The sequence below is a fragment of the Variovorax sp. Varisp85 genome (genome assembly GCF_047304045.1).
In the GTDB taxonomy this organism is placed as follows: domain Bacteria; phylum Pseudomonadota; class Gammaproteobacteria; order Burkholderiales; family Burkholderiaceae_C; genus Variovorax.
This window is the reverse complement of record NZ_JBGLYN010000075.1, coordinates 13,188-33,315: the sequence shown is the minus strand read 5'-3', so window position 1 is coordinate 33,315 and position 20,128 is coordinate 13,188. Positions and strand designations below refer to the sequence as shown.

The following is a 20,128-nucleotide window of genomic DNA, read 5'->3' as shown; positions in this document are numbered from 1 at the left end:
GCCCCCACCCCAGCCCTCCCCCAGCGGGGGAGGGAGTCAAACCAATACTGGGGGGCGATGGGCGGCCCAGCCGCATGCCTGGTCGTACGCATGCCCAAGCCGCAGCACATCGAGGTCCGCATGGATAGGCCCCGCCAGCTGCAGCCCCATCGGCAGCCCGCCTTCGCCGAAGCCGGCGCGCACATTCAGGGTCGGCAGCCCGGCCAGGGTGAAAGGCGTGACGATCTCCATCCAGCGGTGGTACGTGTCGCTCGCCACGCCAGCGACTTCCTTCGGCCAGTGCATTTCCGCGTCGAACGGAAACACCTGCGCGGTCGGCGCCAGCACGAAGTCGAAGCGTTCGAACAGCTTCAGGAACGCGCGATACACGTTCGACCGGTACACCGAGGCCTGGTAGAGCGAGGCCGCATCCAGGTGACGGCTCTGCTCGATCTCCCATTGCGCCTCCGGCTTGAGCTGCGCGAACAGCTTCGGATCGCTCAGGTAGGCGCCCAGCTTGCCGCCCACCAGCAACTGCCGCAGGCGCAGCCAGGCGCTCCAGTTGTGCTCGCGCGGCACGTCGAGCGTGCAGGGTTCGACCTCGCAGCCGATGTCGCGGAAGGTGCCGTGCGCTTTCTCGCCCAACTCGCGGATGCCCGGCTCCAGCGGCAGGTCGGGCCAGATGCTGCCCAGCCAGCCGATGCGCAGTCCCTTGCTGTCGTCGTCGAGTTGCAGTTCGTCGGGCGAGGGCAGGGCGTGCGGCGACGACAGCGGCACGCGAGCGTCGAAGCCCGCCTGCACGGCCAGCAGCCGCGCGGCGTCTTCCACGGTGCGCGCCATCGGGCCTTCGCAGCCCAGCTGCTGGAAGAACAGTTCCTCGTCGGGGTTGCCCGGCACGCGTCCGCGCGAGGGGCGCATGCCGATCACGTTGTTGAAGGCGGCAGGGTTGCGCAGCGAACCCATCATGTCGCTGCCGTCCGCCACGGGCAGCATGCCCAGGGCCAGCGCCACCGCGGCACCGCCGCTGCTGCCGCCCGCGCTGCGATCGGGCGCGTAGGCATTGCGGGTGATGCCGAACACGGTGTTGTAGGTGTGCGAGCCGAGCCCGAACTCGGGCGTGTTGGTCTTGCCGATGACCACGGCGCCGGCCGCCCTGGCGCGTGCCACGTGCAGGCTGTCGGCCCGCGCGGCGGAGCGCGGCGACAGCGGCGAGCCCATGGAGGTCGGCAGGCCGGCGGCGTGGCTCAGGTCCTTCACCGCCAGCGGAAAGCCGTGCATCCAGCCGCGGCGCTCGCCGCGCGCCAGCTCGGCGTCGCGCTCGTCGGCCTCGGCCAGCACCTGCTGCGGATCGCGCGGCGACACGATGGCGTTGAAGCGCGGGTTCAGCGCTTCGATGCGGGCCAGCGAGGCCTGCATCAGCTCGCGGCAGGACACGTCGCGCGCGGCGATGCGGCGGGAGAGTTCGGTGGCGCTGAGGTCGAGCAGGTCGGCTGAAGACATGGCGGATGAGGGAAAAAGAGGGGGAGCCCAGTATGGCGCGGCGCTCGCATAATCGCCGCGTATGGAAACAAAGTGGCTCGAAGACTTCATCAGCCTTGCGGAAACGCGCAGCTTCAGCCGCTCGGCCCAATTGAGGCACGTGACGCAGCCGGCGTTCTCGCGCCGCATCCAGGCGCTCGAAGGCTGGGCCGGCACCGACCTGGTGGACCGCAGTTCGTACCCCACGCGGCTCACGCCAGCGGGCCAGACGCTCTACAGCCAGGCCATCGAGATGCTGCAGTCGCTGCAGAGCACCCGGGCCATGCTGCGCGGGCACTCGGCCGCCGGGCAGGACGTGATCGAAATTGCCGTGCCGCACACGCTGGCCTTCACCTTCTTTCCCTCGTGGGTGACCAGCCTCAGGGAGCATTTCGGGCCCATCAAGAGCCGCCTGATCGCGCTCAACGTGCATGACGCGGTGCTGCGGCTGGTCGAAGGCAGCTGCGACCTGCTGATCGCCTACCACCACCCCTCGCAGCCGCTGCAGCTCGACGCCAACAAGTACGAGATGGTCAGCCTCGGCGAGGAAACCGTCGCCCCCTGGGTCAAGGCCGATGCCGAGGGCGCGCCGCGCTACCGCCTGCCGGGCCGGCCCGGCCAGCCGCTGCCCTACCTGGGCTATGCGCCGGGCGCCTACCTGGGGCGCGTGGTCGACCAGTTGCTGAAGGAATCGGGCACCGCCATCCACCTCGACCGGGTCTACGAAACCGACATGGCCGAGGGCCTGAAGGTGATGGCGCTCGAAGGGCACGGTATCGCCTTCCTGCCGCAGAGCGCGGTGCGCAAGGAGATCAAGGCGCGCAAGCTCGTGAGCGCGCTGCCGCCCGAGATCGACAGCCTGGAGGCGACGATGGAGATCCGCGCCTACCGCGAGCGGCCCGGCATGGCGGCCCCGCTCAGGGCCGGTGGCGGCCGCGCTGCGAAGGCTTCGACCTCCGAGGGCTTGCAGCCCAAACGCACTGCCGATGCGTTATGGTCTTACCTGGTCGGCACCCAGCCCCAGCGTCAATGACCGGATTTTGTGCAACGCACAATCTATAAATGCCACGCATAGGACCCCCCGCAAACGGCATTGGCGCCCTTGAACCGGCGCCACTACAGTCGCGGCAGTTTTTTTGCCGTTGCAAGCAGCACAGCCCGGCACGCGCCTTGCGCGTGCTTTTTTTTAAGCCGAGGAACCAGCATGAGCTCCAATTTCAGGACTGAACACGACTTCCTCGGCGACAAGCAGATCCCCGCCGTCGCCTACTGGGGCGTGCACACGGCCCGCGCGGTCGAGAACTTCCCCATCTCCGGCACCCGCATCTCGGCCATGCCCGACCTGGTGCGTGCGCTGGCCTACGTGAAGAAGGCCGCCACGCGCGCCAACGCCGACTTGGGCGCCATCGACCGCGACCGCGCGGCGGCCATCATCCTGGCCTGCGAGGACATCGTCGACGGCAAGCTGCTCGACGAGTTCGTGGTCGACGTGATCCAGGGCGGCGCCGGCACCTCGACCAACATGAACGCCAACGAGGTCATCTGCAACCTCGCGCTCGAGAAGCTGGGCCACGAGAAGGCGCGTTACGACGTGCTGCATCCCAACGACCACGTCAACGCCTCGCAGAGCACCAACGACGTGTACCCCACGGCCGTGCGCCTGGCGCTGTGGTTCGCCATCGACCGGCTGCTCGAATCGATGGCGTCGCTGCGCCGCAGCTTCGAGGCCAAGGCGCTCGAATTCAAGGACATCCTCAAGATCGGCCGCACGCAGCTGCAAGATGCCGTGCCGATGACGCTGGGCCAGGAGTTCCTGACCTACGCGATCATGATTGGGGAAGACGAGGCCCGCCTGGGTGAGGCGCGCGCCCTCATCGAGGAAATCAACCTCGGCGCGACTGCCATCGGTACCGGCATCAACGCGCCCCACGGCTACGCGAACCTCGCCTGCCAGTACCTCGCCGAGCAGACTGGCGTGCCGCTCAAGCAGGCCGCCAACCTCATCGAGGCCACGCAGGACACGGGTGCCTTCGTGCAGCTGTCGGGCGTGCTCAAGCGCGTGGCGACCAAGCTCAGCAAGACCTGCAACGACCTGCGCCTGCTGTCCAGCGGCCCGCAGGCCGGCTTCGGCGAGATCCGGCTGCCGGCGCGGCAGGCGGGCTCGTCGATCATGCCGGGCAAGGTCAACCCCGTGATTCCCGAGGTGATGAACCAGGTGGCCTTCGAGGTCATCGGCAACGACGTCACAGTCACGATGGCGTCCGAGGCCGGCCAGCTGCAGCTCAACGCCTTCGAACCGATCATGGGCTGGAGCCTGTTCAAGAGCATCCAGCACCTGAGCCGGGCCTGCAACACGCTGGAGAAGAACTGCGTCGTCGGCATCGAGGCCAACCGCGAGTTCCTCGCCAAGCGGGTGCGCGAATCGGTCACGCTGGTCACGGCGCTCAACCCGCTCATCGGCTACGAGAAGGCCGCGCTCATTGCCAAGACCGCGCTCGCCACGGGCGGGCCGATCGACGTGGTGGCCGAGTCGCTGGGCATCATGACGCGCGCCGAGATGGACGCGCTGCTGGTGCCCGAGAACCTGACGCAGCCGGTGCGCCTGTCGGCCGCGCCGGTTCCACCGGCCGCCGAGCCTTCGGGCACAAAGGCTGCTTAGTGAAAGTCGGACAATGCCAGGAGGCAGGATCGCACCAGGCTGGCGCTGCAATGCGCATGGCCGGTGCAGCGTGGGTGTGAATGCACCGGGTTGGTCCGGGTATCACGCAAAATGTGAATGTCTAGAATTTAGTTGTATCTGTTTCAGTCACCCTCAGGAGTTTTCTGTATGAAAAAACAAGCAATGGCATTGGCAATCGCGGCGCTCGCCACCAGCGGCGTCTTCGCTCAGGCCAATGACACCCTGGCCAAGATCAAGGCTTCGGGCACCATCACCGAAGGCGTGCGTGAATCCTCGGGCCTGTCGTACACGCTGGGCAACGGCCAATACACCGGCTTCCACTACGACGTCTGCGCCAACATCATCAAGGACCTCGAGAAGGCCGTCGGCAAGAAGCTCGAAGTCAAGTACCAGCCCGTGACCTCGCAGAACCGCATTCCCCTGGTGCAGAACGGCACCGTGGACATCGAGTGCGGCTCCACCACCAACAACGCCACCCGCCAGAAGGACGTGGCTTTCGGCGTGACCACCTACGTCGAAGAAACCAAGATCGTCGTCAAGGCCAACTCGGGCATCCACTCGCTGGCCGACCTGAAGGACAAGACAGTTGCCACCACCACCGGCACCACGCCGCTGCAGACCGTGCGCAAGCAGAAGCGCGCCGAGAACCTGACCTTCAAGGAGGTCTACGGCAAGGACCACTCCGACAGCTTCCTGCTGCTCGAAACCGGCCGTGCCGACGCCTTCGTGATGGACGGCTCGATCCTGGCTGCCCTGGCCGCCAAGTCGAAGTCGCCGAAGGACTACAAGATCCTGCCGGACGTGCTGGCCGTCGAACCCATCGGCATCATGATCCGCAAGGATGACCCGGCCTTCAAGAAGGCCGTGGACGACAGCATCAAGGCACAGGCCAAGTCGGGCGAGCTCGCCAAGCTGTACGACAAGTGGTTCCTGAAGCCGATCCCGCCGGCTGGCGTGACCATCGGCCTGCCGCTGGGCGAAGCCACCAAGAACGCCTGGGCCAACCCGAACGACAAACCGGCCGAAGAGTACGTCACCAAGGAATAAGCGCGCGTCGCTGCGTGATGACGCCCACCTTTCGCGGTGGGCGTTTCTTTTCAAGGGACTGGTTTTCGAAGAGACGGTGAAGAAGGAGTAAATACAAATGGGCAACTGGGATTGGCAGGTGTTCCTGCAAGACCCCGGGGGGGAATATCCGAGCTACCTGCAATGGATGCTCTCGGCATGGGGCTGGACGGTGTCGGTCGCGCTGCTGGCGCTGATCGTGGCACTGGTGCTGGGCTCGCTGATCGGCATCATCCGCACGCTGCCTGACAGCCCGTGGCTGGTGCGGCTGGGCAATGCGTGGGTGGAACTGTTCCGCAACATCCCGCTGCTGGTGCAGATCTTCCTCTGGTACCACGTGATCCCGGCGCTGATCCCGGTGATGAAGGGCGTGCCGAGCTTCATCCTCGTGGTGCTGGCGCTGGGCTTCTTCACCTCGGCGCGCATCGCCGAGCAGGTGCGCTCGGGCATCCAGGCGCTGCCCAAGGGCCAGCGCTACGCGGGCATGGCGGTGGGCTTCACCACCGCGCAGTACTACCGCTACGTGATCCTGCCGATGGCCTACCGCATCATCATCCCGCCGCTCACGAGCGAGACGATGAACATCTTCAAGAACTCGTCCGTCGCCTTCGCCGTGTCGGTCGCCGAGCTCACCATGTTCGCGATGCAGGCGCAGGAAGAAACCTCGCGCGGCATCGAGGTCTACCTCGCGGTGACGGCGTGCTACGTGGTGTCGGCCCTGGTCATCAACCGGCTCATGGCATTCATCGAGAAGAAGACCCGCGTGCCGGGCTTCATCGTCTCGGCCAGCAGCGGCGGCGGAGGACATTGACATGATGAATCTCGACCTGTCGTTCTACAACTGGGACGTCATCAGCAACTTCGTCGTCAAGGGCTTCTACTTCAGCATCATGCTGACGATAGTGGCCACCATCGGCGGCGTGATCTTCGGCACCCTGCTGGCGCTCATGCGCCTGTCGGGCAAGAAGTGGCTCGATGCGCCCGCGGCGCTGTACGTCAACGGCATGCGAAGCATCCCGCTGGTGATGGTGATCCTGTGGTTCTTCCTGCTGGTGCCGGCGTCGTTCTATTCGCTGTTCGGTTCGGTCGGTTCCAACTACCGCTCCGAAATCTCGGCCGTGATCACCTTCGTCGCGTTCGAGGCAGCGTACTTCAGCGAGATCATGCGCGCGGGCATCCAGTCGATCCCGCGCGGCCAGGTGAACGCTGGCCAGGCGGTGGGCATGACCTACGGTCAGAACATGCGTCTCGTGGTGCTGCCGCAGGCCTTCCGCAACATGCTGCCGGTGCTGCTCACGCAGACCATCATCCTGTTCCAGGACACCTCGCTGGTCTACGCCATCGGCGCCTACGACATGCTCAAGGGCTTCGAGACCGCGGGCAAGAACTTCGGCCGTCCGATCGAGGCGTACCTGCTCGCGGCCGTCGTGTACTTCGTCATGTGCTATGCCCTGTCTTGGCTGGTGAAACGCCTGCACAAGAAGATCGCCATCATTCGCTGACCGAGTGGCTGAACCGGAGAGAAAGAAATGTCCGAAAAAATGATTGAAATCAAGAACGTATCGAAGTGGTATGGCCCGGTGCAGGTGCTCAACGACTGCAACGTGAGCATCTCCAAGGGCGACGTGGTGGTGGTGTGCGGGCCCTCGGGCTCGGGCAAGTCCACCCTCATCAAGACCGTGAACGCGCTCGAGCCCTTCCAGAAGGGCGAGATCACCGTCAACGGCATTCCGCTGCACGACCCCAAGACCAACCTGCCCAAGCTGCGCTCCAAGGTCGGCATGGTGTTCCAGCACTTCGAGCTGTTCCCGCACCTGTCGGTGACCGAGAACCTCACGATCGCGCAGATCAAGGTGCTGGGCCGCACGCCCGACGAAGCCAAGACCCGGGGCCTGAAGATGCTCGACCGCGTGGGCCTGATGGCGCACAAGGACAAGTTCCCGGGCCAGCTGTCGGGCGGCCAGCAGCAGCGCGTGGCGATCGCCCGTGCGCTGTCGATGGACCCGATCGTGATGCTGTTCGACGAACCCACCTCGGCGCTCGACCCCGAGATGGTCGGCGAAGTGCTCGACGTGATGGTGAGCCTGGCCAAGGAAGGCATGACCATGATGGTGGTCACGCACGAAATGGCCTTCGCCCGCAAGGTTGCGAGCCGCGTGATCTTCATCGACGTGGGCGGCAAGATCCTGGAAGACTGCCCGAAGGACGAGTTCTTCAACCACCCGGAGAACCGCCAGCCGCGCACCAAGGACTTCCTGAACAAGATCCTGCAGCACTGACAAGCCGCTGCCGGGTTCAGGCAAAAGGGGCCGCGCTTCGAGAGCGCGGCCCCTTTTTCCATTGGCGGGAGGCCCTGTGCACGCGATCTATTTCGTGCTAGGGCTCGCCGCAAGCACCTTGTCGAAGAACGCCGGAATCTCGCTGCCCAGCCGCGCCAGCAGCGCCTTGCGGTCGAAGCCTTGCGGATCGGCTCGAACGTCCCCGTCGTCCGTCGGGATCGCACTCGAGGGGGTGTCCATGAAGGCGAAGTGCCAGGCGTCGGGAATCCGCTGGAGTTCGGCGCCCGGCATGTTCTGCGCGACCCATTCGGCATGGAAGCGCGGAACGAGAAAGCGGTCCAGCTGCGCCTCGTAGATCCGCGTGGGCACGCGGATGTCCGAGAGCGAAGCGGCCGTGAAGGGAACGCCGGCCGGAGCCATTGCCACGACCGCGCGTACCCGAGGGTCGCGCAGTGAAGGCAGCAGCGGCGATGCCGGGGCCGCCACTGTGCTGGTCGGCGCTCCAGCGTTGCGGCCGACGCCGCAAAAGATCGGGTCGGCGGCGCGCTCGCTCGCGCAGTGGCTGGCGATGCGCGACAGGTCGGCCTGCCCGCCCGCGAGCGCCAGCACCGTGTAGCCGCCGGCCGAATGACCCAGTGCGCCGATGCGGGGGCCTTGCGCGTCGACAGCGATCCGGTCCTTCCACATCGGGTCTTTCAACAGCACGTCGATCACGTGGGAGATCTGCTGCGGCCGTTGCGTGAAGTAGGCCGCCGCGCCTTGATGCAGCAGTGCGCCGTCCTGCCAGTTGTCGCCCGGATGGCGCAGCGCCGCGACCAGGTAGCCGTCCCGCGCGAGCGCTTCGGCCAGGCTGGTGTGGCCCAGTTCGGTGCCGCCGACACCGTGGCTCAACACGATCAGGCCCTTGAAGCGCTCCTCGGGTGGCGCCTGGATGGCCACGCGGACCGTGAACGGCCCCATGGGAATGGCGCGGGCGGCGGCCTGTGTCGGGTAGTAGAGCGCGACCACGACGGGCGCGGCGTCCGGCGCCGCAACCGGAAGACTCAGCTGGCGCCAGCCGGCTTCAGTGGCCATGAGGTGGAACGACAGCAGCAAGCCCGAGGCGAGCAGCAGGACCTGGCGGAAAACGGTGCGCATCGTGGATCTCCTGGACGGTGTCGATGGAGTCCGCATGGTGGCCGCGCCGCTGCGCGGCAGCCACCGGATTGCGATGAAGTGCGTGAAAGGCGGCGCGAAAGTGCTCAGGGCAGCCGCGCGATGTGTTCCGTCAGCAAATCGAAGAAGCCCTGCGCATCGCCGTCGACGATCCAGTTCACGTTGGGCGTGCGGTGCAGGCTGCCGTACCAGTCGGCCACCGTCTGCCCGAAGCCCATGCCCTCGCGGCTGTCGACCTCCACGTGGATGCGCCTGCCCTTGAAGAGCGAAGGCTGCAGCAGGTAGGCCGTGACGGTGGCGTCGTGCACCGGGCCGCCCGGCATGTCGTAGTGCTTCATCTCCTGGGGCGCGTAGGCGTCGAGGATGTCCGCGACGATCGCGCCGGCCCGGTTGCCGAGGCCGCGCAGCCGCGCGACGCGTTCGTCGCTGGTGAGGATCTTGTGGGTCACGTCGAGCGGCAGCATGGTGATGGGCACGCCGCTCTTCAGCAGCACTGCCTCGGCCGCATGCGGATCGGCGAACACGTTGAACTCGGCCACCGGCGTGATGTTGCCGCCGTTGAAATGTGCGCCGGCCATGAGCACCAGCTCGCGCAGGCCGCGCACGATGTCGGGGGCTTGCTCGAGCGCCAGTGCAAGGTTGGTCTGCGGGCCGAGCATCGCGAGCGTCACGCTCTTCTCGGGCGCGGCGCGCAGCGTGCGCACCAGGTAGTCGACCGCATGGCCATCGGCCAGCGGCCCGGCAGGCTCGTGCACATCGACGCCCGTGAGGCCCTCCTTGCCGTGGATGTTGGCCGCGTAGATCGGCGTGCGCCGCAGGGGCCGCTCGGCGCCCGCGTACACCGGGATCTCCGGCCGCCCGGCCCATTCGCAGGCCAGCCGTGCGTTGCGCGAGGTCTTGGCCAGCGGCACGTTGCCGGCCACCGTCGTCAGCGCCTCGATGCGCAGCCGTTCGGGCGCCGCCATCGCGAACAGCAGCGCGATCACGTCATCGGCGCCAGGGTCGGTGTCGATGATGAGCGTGTGCACCGTGGCGTCGGTGGATGGCGTGGGTTGCATGACAAGGTTCCTCGGCGGGCGCGGACGGTGCACCCTGTCGGGCAAGTCTGCCAGAGCGCCGGTGCCTGTCAGGGCGCGTCGCCGGCGTTAGCTGGCGACTTTTTCGGGGCGGTGCACAGGGCACGCTGCTGGCTACAGCGCCTTCACCAGTTCCGGCACCGCCGTGAACAGGTCGGCCACCAGCCCGTAGTCGGCCACCGAGAAGATCGGCGCTTCCTCGTCCTTGTTGATCGCCACGATCACCTTGGAATCCTTCATGCCGGCCAAGTGCTGGATCGCACCCGAGATGCCGCAGGCGATGTACAGCTGCGGCGCCACGATCTTGCCCGTCTGGCCCACTTGCCAGTCGTTCGGCGCGTAGCCCGCATCCACTGCGGCGCGGCTGGCGCCCAGGCCCGCGTTGAGCTTGTCGGCCAGCGGCGCCATCACCTCGGTGAACTTCTCGGCGCTGCCCAGCGCCCGGCCACCCGAGACGATGATCTTGGCGGCCGTCAGCTCGGGGCGTTCGCTCTTCGTGACTTCCCGGCCCACGAAGCTGCTCTTGCCGCTGTCGGCCACGCCTTCGGCCGTTTCGACCGCTGCGCTGCCACCCGTGGCGGCTGCGGCATCGAAGCCGGTCGTGCGCACCGTGATCACCTTGATCGGGTCTGCGCTCTGCACGGTGGCGATGGCGTTGCCCGCGTAGATCGGGCGCTCGAAGGTGTCGGGGCTGTCGACCTTGGTGATGTCGCTGATCTGGGCCACGTCGAGCTTGGCGGCCACGCGCGGCGCGACGTTCTTGCCGTTGGCGGTCGAGGGGAACAGGATGTGGCTGTAGTTGCCGGCAATGGTCAGCACCTGGGCGGCGACGTTCTCGGCCAGGTTCTCGGCCAGGCTCGGGCTGTCGGCCACGATGACCTTGGCCACGCCGGCGATCTGCGCGGCGGCCTTGCCGGCTTCGGCAGCGTTGGCGCCGGCCACGAGTACGTGGACGTCGCCGCCGCAGGCCAGCGCCGCGGTCACGGTGTTGAGGGTCGCGGGCTTGACGCTCGCGTGGTCGTGTTCGGCAATAACTAGTGCGGTCATGTTCAGATCACCTTCGCTTCGTTCTTCAGTTTGTCCACCAGCGTTGCAACATCGGGCACCTTGATGCCGGCGCCACGCTTCGGCGGCTCGCTGACCTTGAGGGTCTTCAGGCGCGGCTTGACATCCACGCCCAGGCCTTCGGGCTTGAAGGTGTCGAGCTGCTTCTTCTTGGCCTTCATGATGTTGGGCAGCGTCACGTAGCGCGGCTCGTTCAGGCGCAGGTCGGTGGTGATGACGGCCGGCAGGCTGAGGCTGACGGTTTCCAGGCCGCCGTCGACTTCGCGGGTCACGGTGGCCTTGCCATCGGCGACTTCGACCTTGGAGGCGAAGGTGGCTTGGGGAAGATCAGCCAGGGCTGCCAGCATCTGGCCCGTTTGATTGGCGTCGTCGTCGATGGCCTGCTTGCCCAGGATGATCAGCTGGGGCTGTTCCTTGTCGACCAGCGCCTTGAGCAGCTTGGCCACGGCCAGGGGCTGCAGTTCTTCAGTCGTCTCCACCAGGATGCCGCGGTCGGCGCCGATGGCCATGGCGGTGCGCAGGGTTTCCTGGCACTTGGCGTCGCCGCAGGACACGGCGATGACCTCGGTGACCACGCCCTTTTCCTTCAGGCGAACCGCTTCTTCCACCGCGATCTCGTCGAAGGGGTTCATGCTCATCTTGACGTTGGCAATGTCCACCCCGGTGCCGTCGCTCTTCACGCGCACCTTGACGTTGTAATCGACGACCCGTTTGACAGGTACGAGAACCTTCATGGCTGTTCCTCTTGAATGACAAAGAAATGGATTACTCGAGCTTGGCGCCCGACTGCTTGATCAGCCGCTCCCACACCGGGCGTTCCTGCTTCCAGGCTGCGGCGAAGAGCTCGGGCGAGCTGTCCTTGATCTCGAAGCCCATGGCCGCCACGCGCTCGCGCACGTCGGGCTGCTGCGTGGCCTTGCGCACTTCCTCGGCGATGCGGTCGACGATGGGCTTCGGCGTCTTCGCGGGCATGGCGACGGCGAGCCAGCCGGTCACGCGATAGGCCTCGTCCTTCATGCCCTGCTCGGCCAGCGTGGGCACGTTGGGCAGCGTGCTCATGCGGCGCTCGCCGGTCACGCCCAGCGCGCGGATCTTTCCGGAATCGATGTGCGGCTTGGCCACCAGCGCGCTGGCGTAGGCCATCTGGATCTGGCCGCCGATCAGGTCCTGCATCATCGGCGCCTCGCCCTTGTAGGCGACGTGGCTCATGTCCGACTGCGTCGCCAGGCTCATGTGCGCGCCGGCCAGGTGCGGATAAGCGCCCACGCCGTACGAGCCGTAGGCCACCTTGCCCTTGTTGGCGACGACGTACTTCAGCAGCTCCGGCCCGGTCTTCGCCGGCACGCTGGGGTGCACCACCAGCACCAGCGGCGCCATCGCGATCTGGTAGACCAGCGTGAGGTCGCGCTGCGTGTCGTAGGGCAGCTTCTCGTAGAGGAACTCGTTGGTCATGAGCGAATTGCTCAGGCCCAGCACGATGGTGTAGCCGTCGGGCGCCGACTTGGCGACCGCGTCGGTGCCGATGATGCCGGCCGCGCCGGGCTTGTTGTCGATGATGATGGGCTGGCCCAGGCCGGCCGACATCTTCTGGCCCAGCACGCGCGCCAGCACGTCGGTGGCGCCACCCGCGGCGAAGGGCACGACCATGCGGATCGGCTTGTTCGGGTAGGCGTTTTGCGCCTGTGCCTGCATGCACAGCGCGGCGACGGAAGCAGTGGCGCACAGCAGCAGCGCGCGCTGGGTCGGAAGGCGGAAGGTCATGGCTTGTCTCTGTCTATGGTTTCTGAAAAAGATCATTGCGCCGCGATGCGCGTCTTGAAGGGCAGCGGCTCCAGCGCCTTCTGCAGCCGTTCCTGCAGCGGCGCGGCGAGCGAGCCTGCAGCGGCGCTGTCGATCTGCACGCGTACGAGGCTCTCGCCTTCAGTCTTCACGACGGGCAGCGCGGCCTCTGGCACGCCGAGTTCGGCGCAGGCTTCGGCGACGGCCGCGTTCACCACCTGCAGCGCGGCCATCGCGCGCAACTCGGGCTTGTAGATCTTGCCCACGTTGGTCATCGGCATGGCCCCGATCACCGACACCCACTTGGGCCGCGCCGGCGCCTCATCGACGCGCGCGGCGGTGAACGCGAGCAGCTCTTCTTCCGTTGCCGATGCACCCGGCACCAGGGTCGCGAAGATCACGGGCAGTTCGCCCGCATAGGCATCGGGCGCGCCCACGGCGGCGCACAGCTGCACGGCGGGGTGTGCACCCAGCGCGTCTTCGATGGTCTTGGGGTCGATGTTGTGGCCGCTGCGGATGATCAGGTCCTTCGAGCGGCCCGTGAGGTTGAGCCGCTCCTGGCTGTCGATCCAGCCCAGGTCGCCCGTGGCAAGCCAGCCGTCGGCCGTGAAGGCCTTGGCATTGTCGGCCGGGTCCACGAAGCCCGAGAACAGGTTCGGCGACTTGAACAGCACCATGCCGGTTTCGCCCGGCGCCACCTCGTGGTCGCTGGCATTGCCGTTCTCGTCGAGCGCCACCACGCGCATCTGCATGTACGGCAGCCGAAAGCCCACGCAGCCCGCGGGCCCGTCCACACCCGGCGGCGTGATGGTCGAGATGCCGGCCATCTCCGTCATGCCCAGGCTCTCGTGCACGTGCAGGCCGAACAGGCGCTCGAAGCGCGCGGCGAGTTCCGGCGCGAGTACGGCGGCGCCGGTGCGGCAGTAGGTGATCGATGAAATGTCCGCACCGTCCAGCGGCACGTTGGCCAGCGCCGCGAGCACGGTGGGCACGGCCGAGAGCGAGGTCGGGCGGTACTTCTCCACCAGCTTCCAGTAGTTGGCCAGCACCTCCTTGTTGCGCAGCAGCGAGGTCGTCGGGATGATCACCTCCACGCCCGCCGACAGCGCCGCCAGCGAGGCCGGCAGCACGCCCGCCACATGGAACAGCGGATAGCCGTTGATGGAGATGCCGTTCTCGTTCATGCCCGCGACCTGCACGCTGGCCCAGGCGGTGAACACCTGCGCGCCGTGGCTGTGGCGCGCGAGCTTCGGCGCGCCCGTGGTGCCGCCGGTGTGGAAGTACGCAGCGATGTCGGTGGGTGCGATGTCGCGCCCGCTCACGAGCCGATCAGATGGTTGTGCCGCACGCAGCACATCGAACTCCGCCACGCCCGGCAGCGCGGTCGCGCTGTCCGATCCTGCTCCAGGCAGCGTGCCGGCCGTGCCCGGCACCTCGTCGTGCGGCGCCACGCGCAGCACGGTGGTCAGCGTGGGCACCTGGCCGCGCAGGCGCATGGCCTTCGACCACATGCCCGATTCGGCGTCCGAGCCGTAGGCGATCAGCACCTTGGCGCGGCCGGCGGTCATCAGCGCGACCAGCTTCTCGTCGGTCAGCAGCGGGTTCAGCGGCTGCACGATGCCGGCCGCCTCTCCGCCCCACAGCGCGAGGTGGTACTCCAGGCAACCGGGCAAAAGCACCGCGACCGCGTCGTCGGGCCCGACGCCCAGCGCGTGCAGCATGTTCGCGGTCTGGTGGATGCGCGCGAGCAGTTCGGCGTACGACCAGCGGATCGGCTCGTCGGCCGGGTTGCCGGTGCGCAGGAAGGTCAGCGCGGTCTTGCCGCCGAAGGCAAGGCCCGCGTTGCGGAAGATCTCGTAGGTGCTGCGCACCGTGAGCGCCTGTTCCAGCGGTGTCTCTTCGAGCCGGTGGATGTCCGCCAGGCTGCGGACGGGAAATGCGGGGCGGAACGGCGCGCCGACCGGCGTCTTGTGGTTCTTGTTTTCGTTGTTTGTCATGTCTGTCTCCTTGATGCCGGTCGTCGGCCGCCTGCCGTTTTACTGGGCCGTGATGTGGTTGTCGCGAATGACCTTGCCCCAGCGATCGAAATCCTCGCGCATGCGCGCGCCGGTCTGCTCGGGCGTGCGGTAGGCCGCGAAGGAGCCGACGCCCTGGAGCCTGTCCTGCACTTCCTTGTCGGCCAGCGCCGCCTTCAGTTCGGCACTCATGCGGTCGACCACGTCCTTGGGCGTGCCGGCGGGCGCCAGCAGGCCGCCCCACGAGGTCGCATCGAAGCCCGGGAAGCCCTGCTCGGCCACCGTCTTCACGTCGGGCAGCAGGCTCACGCGCTGCCCGGAGCCGACCGCGATGGCGCGCAGCTTGCCGGATCGGATGTGCGGCAGCACGCCCACGAGATCCGAGAACATCGCGGGCACCTGGCCGCCGATCAGGTCGGTCACGGCCGGTGCGCTGCCGCGGTAGGGCACGTGCTGCATGTCGAACTTGCCGATGGTCTTGACCTGTTCGGTCGTCAGGTGGCCGAAGCTGCCGGCACCGGCCGTCGTGTAGTTGAGCTTGCCGCCTTCGGCCTTGGCCTTCGCGATCAGGCTCTGCAGGCTGTTCACCTCGGGCAGCGACTTGGGGTTGACCACCAGCACGATCGGCAGGTCGTACACCGAGCCCACGGGCGTGAAGTTCTTGAAGATGTCGTAGCCCGTCGGGCCGTACAGGTGCGCGGCCAGCAGCGTCGGCGTGGCCAGCATCACGAAGGTGTAGCCGTCGGGCGCGGCGCGGGCCGCGGCGGCGGCGCCCACGGTGCCCGAGGCGCCGCTGCGGTTGTCGATCACGATGTTCTGCTTGAGCGCGGCCGACATCTTCTGCGCCACGATGCGCGAGGCCACGTCGGTCGGGCCACCGGGCGGGAAGGGCACGATCAGCGTGATCGGCTTGGCTGGCCAGGCCTGTGCGAAGGCGCTGCCAGCGATGAGCGGCAGGGCGAGTGCGAGAAGGGCGCGGCGAACGGGACTGCGAAGGGAAGAAAGGGATGCCATTGGGTCTTGTCTACTTTGGAAATTCGGACACCTGTCTTCTTCAGACGACGCCACTCTTTTTCAGCGCCGCCAGCTTGTCATCCGACAGGCCGAGCAGCGACTGCAGCACGTCGTGCGTGCCTTCGCCCAGGGTGGGCGGTGCGCTGCGCACGGGCAGGCGCTCGCCGTCGAAACGGTAGGGCGGCGCCAGCACGTTGACCGTGCCGGCCACCGGATGCGGCTGCGTGGTGACGAGGCCGGCGTCGGTGGCGCGCTTCGATTGCAGCGCCTCCAGCAGGCCCAGCACCTCGCCGCATGGAATGCCCGAGGCCGTGAGCCTGGCGAGCAGGTCGGCGCGCTGGCGCTTCGCCAGTTCGGCATGCAGCTCGGGCAGCAATACCGCGCGGTTCGCGGAGCGCAGGATGTTGGTCTTGAAGCGCTCGTCGGCCGCGAGGTCGGGCCGCTCGATCACTTCGGTGCAGAAGCGGGCGAACTGCGCGTTGTTGCCCACGGTGATGACGAGCGGGCCGTCGGCTGCATCGAACACGCCGTACGGCACGATCGACGGATGCGAGTTGCCGTAGCGCGGCGGGTCTTCGCCCATCAGCAGCGCTTCGAGGCCGTAGTAGGCGGTGATCATCAGGCCGCAGTCGAACAGCGCCATCTCGACGTGCCGCCCCTTGCCGGTCTTCTCGCGCTGGTAGAGCGCGGCCAGGATGGCCTGCGCCGAGTACATGCCGGTGAACAGGTCGACCGCGGCCACGCCGAACTTCAGCGGCGGTTGGTTCGCTTCGCCATTGAGCGCCATCAGCCCGGCCTCGCCTTGAACGACGAGGTCGTAGCCCGGCCGCGCGGCCTCGGGCCCGGTGCGGTCGTAGCCCGAGATCGAGCAGTAGATGAGACCCGGCTGCTCCTTGCTCAACTGCTCGTAGCCGAGGCCCAGCTTGTCGATGCCGCCGAACTTGAAGTTCTGGATCACCACGTCGCACTGCTTCGCGAGATCGCGCGCGAGCTGCTGGCCTTCGGGCGTCTGCAGGTCGAGCGTGACCGAGCGCTTGTTGCGGTTCACGCTGTTGAAGTAGGCCGTCTCGGTCTTGCCGACGCGCAGGCCCCAGTCGCGCGTGTCGTCGCCGCGGCCCGGGTGCTCGACCTTGATGACCTCGGCGCCCATGTCGGCCAGCACCATGCCGCACCAGGGGCCCGCGAGGATGCGGGACAGATCGAGGACGCGCACGCCGGCCAGCGGCAGCGAGGAATTCAGCGAGGACATGGCAACTCCGGAAAGATTGAAAACCCCTGCACCCGCGCGCGAGGGCCTGGAGGAATGGGCACGGCGCGCGTCAGGACGCGGCCTGCTTGCGGCGGCGCAGCGCGACGAAATCGGCGCTGCGCTTGCCGAGGAACGCACCGATGCCTTCGGCCGATTCGGCGTCGCCCTGCGACTCGACCATGAACACGGCCTCGGCGTCGAGCTGCTCTTCCAGCGTGGCGTGGTGCGCCTGGCGGCACAGCGTCTTGATGCGTGCGCTCGCGCGCTGCGGACCGGTCGCGACCTTGGCCGCGAGCGCGATGGCTTCGGCCAGCGCGGCGCCCTTGTCGGTGAGGTGGTTGACCGCGCCCAGCGCATGCAGGCGCTCGGCCGGCATGCGGTCGCCGGTCAGGCACATCTCGGTCAGCACCTGGCGCGAGACGAACTCGGCCAGGAAGGCCGTGGCCCCACCGTCCGGCGTGAGGCCGACCTTCACATAGGCGACTGTGTAGAACGCATCGCGCGCCGATACCAGCATGTCGCACGCCAGCGCCATCGACAGGCCCGCGCCGGCCGCGCCGCCTTCCACGGCCGCGATCACGGGCTTGCTGCAGTCGCGCAGTGCGCGGATCAGGTTGTTGAGGCCTTCGAGAATCTCGCGGCGCTCGGCCGTCGGCAGCTCGCGCCGCTTGGCCAGCAGGTTCAGGTCGCCGCCGGAGCAGAAGAAATCGCCTGCGCCGGTGAAGACGATGGCGCCGACCTCGGGGTCGTCCTGCGCATCGACGAGCGCGGCCGAGAGCTCGGCATACAGCGTCGGCGTGATCGCGTTGCGCGCGGCGGGGTTGCTGTTGGTCAGGATGCGGACGGCGCCTTCCTGCGAGATCAACACGGTCTTGCCGCTCATGCCGCCAGCTCCTTGCCGAGCGCGATGTAGCGCTGCAAGTGGTGATCTTCGTCGCCCAGTTGGTGGTCGATCATCACGAGGCGCTTGGCGTAGTGGGGCAGCGGCAGCTCCCACGTCATGCCGATGCCGCCATGCATCTGGATGCTTTCTTCCGCCACCAGCGCACCGATGCGGCCGATGCTGAACTTGGCGGCCGAGAGCGCGCGCTCGCGCGCCACGCGGTCCGTGCCGTCGATGGCGGCCGCGGCGTTGATCACGGCCGAGCGGGCCTGCTCGATCTCGAGCAGCAGGTCGGCCATGCGGTGCTGCAGGGCCTGGAAGCTGCCGATGAGAATGCCGAACTGCTTGCGCGTGCGCAGGTATTCCAGCGTGGCGGCCTTGGCGGCTTCCATCGCGCCCAGCGCTTCGGCGCACAGCGCGAGCACGCCGCGGCCGATGGCGCGTTCCAGCGTGGCGTGGCCCTGGCCTTCGGCGCCGAGCAGCGCGCCGGCGCCCAGCTTGACGCCGTCGAACGCAAGTTCGGCGACCCGGCCGCCGTCGATCGAGGGGCAGCCGCGCACCGCGAGGCCCGCAGTCTTGGCGGGCACGAGGAACAGCGAGATGCCGGCTTCGTCGTCCACGTTGCCCGAGGTGCGCGCGGAAACCAGGAACAGGTCGGCCTGCTCGCCCTGCGGCACCACGGCCTTGGCGCCGTGCAGCACCCAGCCGTCGCCGCTGCGTTCGGCCCTGGTCTGTACGCGCGTGCGCTCGTAGTGCGTGTCGGCTTCGTCGTGCGCGAAGGCCGCGACGGTCACGCCGTTGATGATGTCGCCGAGCTTCTTTTTCTGCGCGTCGCTGCCGGCGGCGCTGATCGCCTCGCCGACCATCACCGCGCCCAGCAGCGGCTCGACCACGAGGCCGCGGCCCAGCGCCTCGAAGACCACCGCGATGTCGAAGCCGCCGCCACCGAAGCCGCCATCGGCCTCGCCGAACAGCGCGCCGATCACGCCGAGCTCGGCGAACTGCTGGAAGATTTCCTTGCTGAACCCGTGCTGCGACTTCGCGATGCGGTCGCGCGCATCGAAGGCGTACTGCTCGGCGATGAAGCGGTTCAGGCTGTCGGCGAGCATGCGCCGGTCTTCGGTGTGTTCGAAGTTCATGTGCGTCTCTCCTTTACAGCCCGAGGATCATCTTGGAGATGATGTTCTTCTGGATTTCATTCGAGCCGCCGAAGATCGACAGCTTGCGGTTGTTGAAGTAGCGCGATGCGGCTGCCTTCGCATAGGCCGGGCCGAAGGTCTCGCCGTCGAAGCCGTCGTGCAGCGCTTCCTCGATGAAGGGCCGGCCGTAGACGCCCATCGCGCGGCGCGCGAGCGACGAGATCTCCTGGCGGATCTCGGTGCCGCGGATCTTGAGCATCGAGCTTTCCGCACCCGGCACACCGCCGCCGGCCACCGCAGCGATCACGCGCAGGTTCGTCGTCTTCATGTTCTCGAGATCGATCTCGACACGCGCCATGCGTGCGGCAAACGCCGGGTCTTCGGCCAGCGGCTTGCCGTTCTTCGTCTGCGTGGCCGCAATGCCCTTGAGCTGTTCGAGCGCCGCCACCGAGAAGCCCACGCCCGCGATGTTGGTGCGCTCGTAGGTCAGCAGGTACTTGGCACAGGTCCAGCCCTTGTCCTCTTCGCCGACCAGGTTCTCGGCCGGCACGCGCACGTCGGAGAAGAACACCTCGTTCACTTCATGCTCGCCGTCGAGCGTGATGATCGGGCGCACTTCCACGCCGGGCGAAGTCATGTCGATCAGCAGGAAGCTGATGCCTTCCTGCTTCTTCGCCTCGCGGTTCGTGCGCACCAGGCAGAAGATCATGTTGGCGTGCTGGCCCAGCGTGGTCCAGGTCTTCTGGCCGTTCACGATGAAGTGGTCGCCCTGCGCGTCGATGCCGCGCACGGCCGAGGTCTTCACGGCGGCGAGGTCGGAGCCCGCGCCGGGTTCCGAGTAGCCCTGGCACCACCAGTCGTCGCCGTTCAGGATGCGCGGCAGCCAGCGGCGCTTCTGCGCCTCGTTGCCGTACTTGATGAGCACCGGACCCAGCATGTTCACGCCGAAGGGCACGATGCGCGGCGCAAAAGCCAGCGCGCATTCGTGCTCGAAGATGAATTTCTCGACCGCCGTCCAGCCGGGGCCGCCGTACTGCTCGGGCCAGTGGTTGGCGAGCCAGCCGCGCGCGTTGAGGATGGCGTGCCATTCCTCCATGTCGGCCTTCTCGAGGATCTTGCCGCTGCGCACTTTCTCGGACAGCCGCACCGGCAGCTTGGCGGCCAGGAAGGCGTGCACTTCGGTGCGGAAGGCTTCTTCTTCGGAGGTGAAGTTCAGGTCCATCGCGGGCTCC

The 20,128-nt window shown here is 67.3% G+C and carries 18 protein-coding genes; 6 read left to right on the top strand and 12 right to left on the bottom strand.

The window, feature by feature from the left end; translation table 11 throughout:
* Positions 1–36: 36 nt before the first annotated feature.
* Positions 37–1,479, bottom strand: a complete 1,443-nt coding sequence (locus ACCC97_RS24135) for an amidase (RefSeq protein ID WP_413335480.1) — start codon at positions 1,477–1,479, stop codon at positions 37–39.
* 61 nt (positions 1,480–1,540) lie between these two features.
* Between ACCC97_RS24135 and ACCC97_RS24130 the strand changes: the two genes are divergently transcribed.
* The 6 genes from ACCC97_RS24130 (at position 1,541) to ACCC97_RS24105 (ending at position 7,521) form a co-directional block, all read left to right on the top strand.
* Entirely contained in the window at positions 1,541–2,530 is a 990-nt protein-coding gene (locus ACCC97_RS24130; protein ID WP_413316067.1) for a LysR substrate-binding domain-containing protein, read from the top strand.
* A 171-nt stretch (positions 2,531–2,701) separates the two neighbouring features.
* Positions 2,702–4,156: an aspartate ammonia-lyase gene (locus ACCC97_RS24125; RefSeq protein WP_007838240.1), complete on the top strand. Its 1,455-nt coding sequence runs from the start codon at positions 2,702–2,704 to the stop codon at positions 4,154–4,156.
* Between the two features lie 168 nt (positions 4,157–4,324).
* Positions 4,325–5,224, top strand: coding sequence for an amino acid ABC transporter substrate-binding protein (locus ACCC97_RS24120; RefSeq protein WP_007838242.1), 900 nt, complete (start codon positions 4,325–4,327; stop codon positions 5,222–5,224).
* A 97-nt stretch (positions 5,225–5,321) separates the two neighbouring features.
* On the top strand, positions 5,322–6,053 hold the full coding sequence (locus ACCC97_RS24115; protein WP_007838244.1) for an amino acid ABC transporter permease: 732 nt from the start codon (positions 5,322–5,324) through the stop codon (positions 6,051–6,053).
* A gap of 1 nt (position 6,054) precedes the next feature.
* Positions 6,055–6,744 carry an amino acid ABC transporter permease gene (locus ACCC97_RS24110; protein WP_007838246.1) on the top strand — a complete coding sequence of 230 codons (690 nt, stop codon included), beginning with the start codon at positions 6,055–6,057 and terminating at the stop codon, positions 6,742–6,744.
* A 39-nt stretch (positions 6,745–6,783) separates the two neighbouring features.
* Positions 6,784–7,521 (top strand): amino acid ABC transporter ATP-binding protein, encoded by a 738-nt coding sequence (locus ACCC97_RS24105; protein WP_413335484.1) that lies wholly within the window; start codon positions 6,784–6,786, stop codon positions 7,519–7,521.
* Between the two features lie 87 nt (positions 7,522–7,608).
* Here the strand turns inward: ACCC97_RS24105 and ACCC97_RS24100 are convergent, their stop codons facing one another.
* The 11 genes from ACCC97_RS24100 to ACCC97_RS24050 all read right to left on the bottom strand — a co-directional run bounded on the left by ACCC97_RS24100 (position 7,609) and on the right by ACCC97_RS24050 (position 20,118).
* Complete coding sequence (locus tag ACCC97_RS24100; RefSeq protein ID WP_413335478.1) at positions 7,609–8,658, bottom strand: alpha/beta hydrolase family protein; 1,050 nt, start codon at positions 8,656–8,658, stop codon at positions 7,609–7,611.
* Positions 8,659–8,762: 104 nt separating this feature from the next.
* Positions 8,763–9,734 carry a nucleoside hydrolase gene (locus ACCC97_RS24095; protein ID WP_007837566.1) on the bottom strand — a complete coding sequence of 324 codons (972 nt, stop codon included), beginning with the start codon at positions 9,732–9,734 and terminating at the stop codon, positions 8,763–8,765.
* A gap of 132 nt (positions 9,735–9,866) precedes the next feature.
* Complete coding sequence (locus tag ACCC97_RS24090) at positions 9,867–10,799, bottom strand: electron transfer flavoprotein subunit alpha/FixB family protein (protein WP_413335476.1); 933 nt, start codon at positions 10,797–10,799, stop codon at positions 9,867–9,869.
* A gap of 2 nt (positions 10,800–10,801) precedes the next feature.
* Positions 10,802–11,551 (bottom strand): electron transfer flavoprotein subunit beta/FixA family protein, encoded by a 750-nt coding sequence (locus tag ACCC97_RS24085; protein WP_413335474.1) that lies wholly within the window; start codon positions 11,549–11,551, stop codon positions 10,802–10,804.
* Positions 11,552–11,582: 31 nt separating this feature from the next.
* Positions 11,583–12,578 (bottom strand): Bug family tripartite tricarboxylate transporter substrate binding protein, encoded by a 996-nt coding sequence (locus ACCC97_RS24080; protein ID WP_413335472.1) that lies wholly within the window; start codon positions 12,576–12,578, stop codon positions 11,583–11,585.
* A 32-nt stretch (positions 12,579–12,610) separates the two neighbouring features.
* Complete coding sequence (locus tag ACCC97_RS24075; protein ID WP_413335482.1) at positions 12,611–14,509, bottom strand: acyl-CoA synthetase; 1,899 nt, start codon at positions 14,507–14,509, stop codon at positions 12,611–12,613.
* A 123-nt stretch (positions 14,510–14,632) separates the two neighbouring features.
* Positions 14,633–15,625: a Bug family tripartite tricarboxylate transporter substrate binding protein gene (locus ACCC97_RS24070; RefSeq protein WP_413335470.1), complete on the bottom strand. Its 993-nt coding sequence runs from the start codon at positions 15,623–15,625 to the stop codon at positions 14,633–14,635.
* Between the two features lie 40 nt (positions 15,626–15,665).
* A complete protein-coding gene (locus ACCC97_RS24065; protein ID WP_413335469.1) occupies positions 15,666–16,874 on the bottom strand; it encodes a CaiB/BaiF CoA transferase family protein in 1,209 nt (402 codons plus the stop codon).
* Positions 16,875–16,944: 70 nt separating this feature from the next.
* Positions 16,945–17,757 (bottom strand): oxepin-CoA hydrolase, alternative type, encoded by an 813-nt coding sequence (locus ACCC97_RS24060; RefSeq protein ID WP_413335467.1) that lies wholly within the window; start codon positions 17,755–17,757, stop codon positions 16,945–16,947.
* Complete coding sequence (locus ACCC97_RS24055; protein WP_413335465.1) at positions 17,754–18,896, bottom strand: acyl-CoA dehydrogenase family protein; 1,143 nt, start codon at positions 18,894–18,896, stop codon at positions 17,754–17,756. The genes ACCC97_RS24060 and ACCC97_RS24055 overlap by 4 nt, the downstream gene beginning before the upstream one ends.
* A gap of 13 nt (positions 18,897–18,909) precedes the next feature.
* Positions 18,910–20,118 carry an acyl-CoA dehydrogenase family protein gene (locus tag ACCC97_RS24050; protein ID WP_413335464.1) on the bottom strand — a complete coding sequence of 403 codons (1,209 nt, stop codon included), beginning with the start codon at positions 20,116–20,118 and terminating at the stop codon, positions 18,910–18,912.
* Positions 20,119–20,128: the final 10 nt, after the last annotated feature.

Excerpts from the sequence above, each read along its gene's own strand:
- ACCC97_RS24115 (WP_007838244.1), top strand. The coding sequence starts at position 5,322 with ATGGGCAACTGGGATTGGCAGGTGTTCCTGCAAGACCCCGGGGGGGAA.
- ACCC97_RS24105 (WP_413335484.1), top strand. The coding sequence starts at position 6,784 with ATGATTGAAATCAAGAACGTATCGAAGTGGTATGGCCCGGTGCAGGTG.
- ACCC97_RS24080 (WP_413335472.1), bottom strand. The coding sequence starts at position 12,578 with ATGACCTTCCGCCTTCCGACCCAGCGCGCGCTGCTGCTGTGCGCCACT.
- ACCC97_RS24135 (WP_413335480.1), bottom strand. The coding sequence starts at position 1,479 with ATGTCTTCAGCCGACCTGCTCGACCTCAGCGCCACCGAACTCTCCCGC.
- ACCC97_RS24125 (WP_007838240.1), top strand. The coding sequence starts at position 2,702 with ATGAGCTCCAATTTCAGGACTGAACACGACTTCCTCGGCGACAAGCAG.
- ACCC97_RS24090 (WP_413335476.1), bottom strand. The coding sequence starts at position 10,799 with ATGACCGCACTAGTTATTGCCGAACACGACCACGCGAGCGTCAAGCCC.
- ACCC97_RS24050 (WP_413335464.1), bottom strand. The coding sequence starts at position 20,118 with ATGGACCTGAACTTCACCTCCGAAGAAGAAGCCTTCCGCACCGAAGTG.
- ACCC97_RS24060 (WP_413335467.1), bottom strand. The coding sequence starts at position 17,757 with ATGAGCGGCAAGACCGTGTTGATCTCGCAGGAAGGCGCCGTCCGCATC.
- ACCC97_RS24110 (WP_007838246.1), top strand. The coding sequence starts at position 6,055 with ATGATGAATCTCGACCTGTCGTTCTACAACTGGGACGTCATCAGCAAC.
- ACCC97_RS24070 (WP_413335470.1), bottom strand. The coding sequence starts at position 15,625 with ATGGCATCCCTTTCTTCCCTTCGCAGTCCCGTTCGCCGCGCCCTTCTC.
- ACCC97_RS24120 (WP_007838242.1), top strand. The coding sequence starts at position 4,325 with ATGAAAAAACAAGCAATGGCATTGGCAATCGCGGCGCTCGCCACCAGC.
- ACCC97_RS24085 (WP_413335474.1), bottom strand. The coding sequence starts at position 11,551 with ATGAAGGTTCTCGTACCTGTCAAACGGGTCGTCGATTACAACGTCAAG.
- ACCC97_RS24095 (WP_007837566.1), bottom strand. The coding sequence starts at position 9,734 with ATGCAACCCACGCCATCCACCGACGCCACGGTGCACACGCTCATCATC.
- ACCC97_RS24130 (WP_413316067.1), top strand. The coding sequence starts at position 1,541 with ATGGAAACAAAGTGGCTCGAAGACTTCATCAGCCTTGCGGAAACGCGC.
- ACCC97_RS24065 (WP_413335469.1), bottom strand. The coding sequence starts at position 16,874 with ATGTCCTCGCTGAATTCCTCGCTGCCGCTGGCCGGCGTGCGCGTCCTC.
- ACCC97_RS24055 (WP_413335465.1), bottom strand. The coding sequence starts at position 18,896 with ATGAACTTCGAACACACCGAAGACCGGCGCATGCTCGCCGACAGCCTG.
- ACCC97_RS24100 (WP_413335478.1), bottom strand. The coding sequence starts at position 8,658 with ATGCGCACCGTTTTCCGCCAGGTCCTGCTGCTCGCCTCGGGCTTGCTG.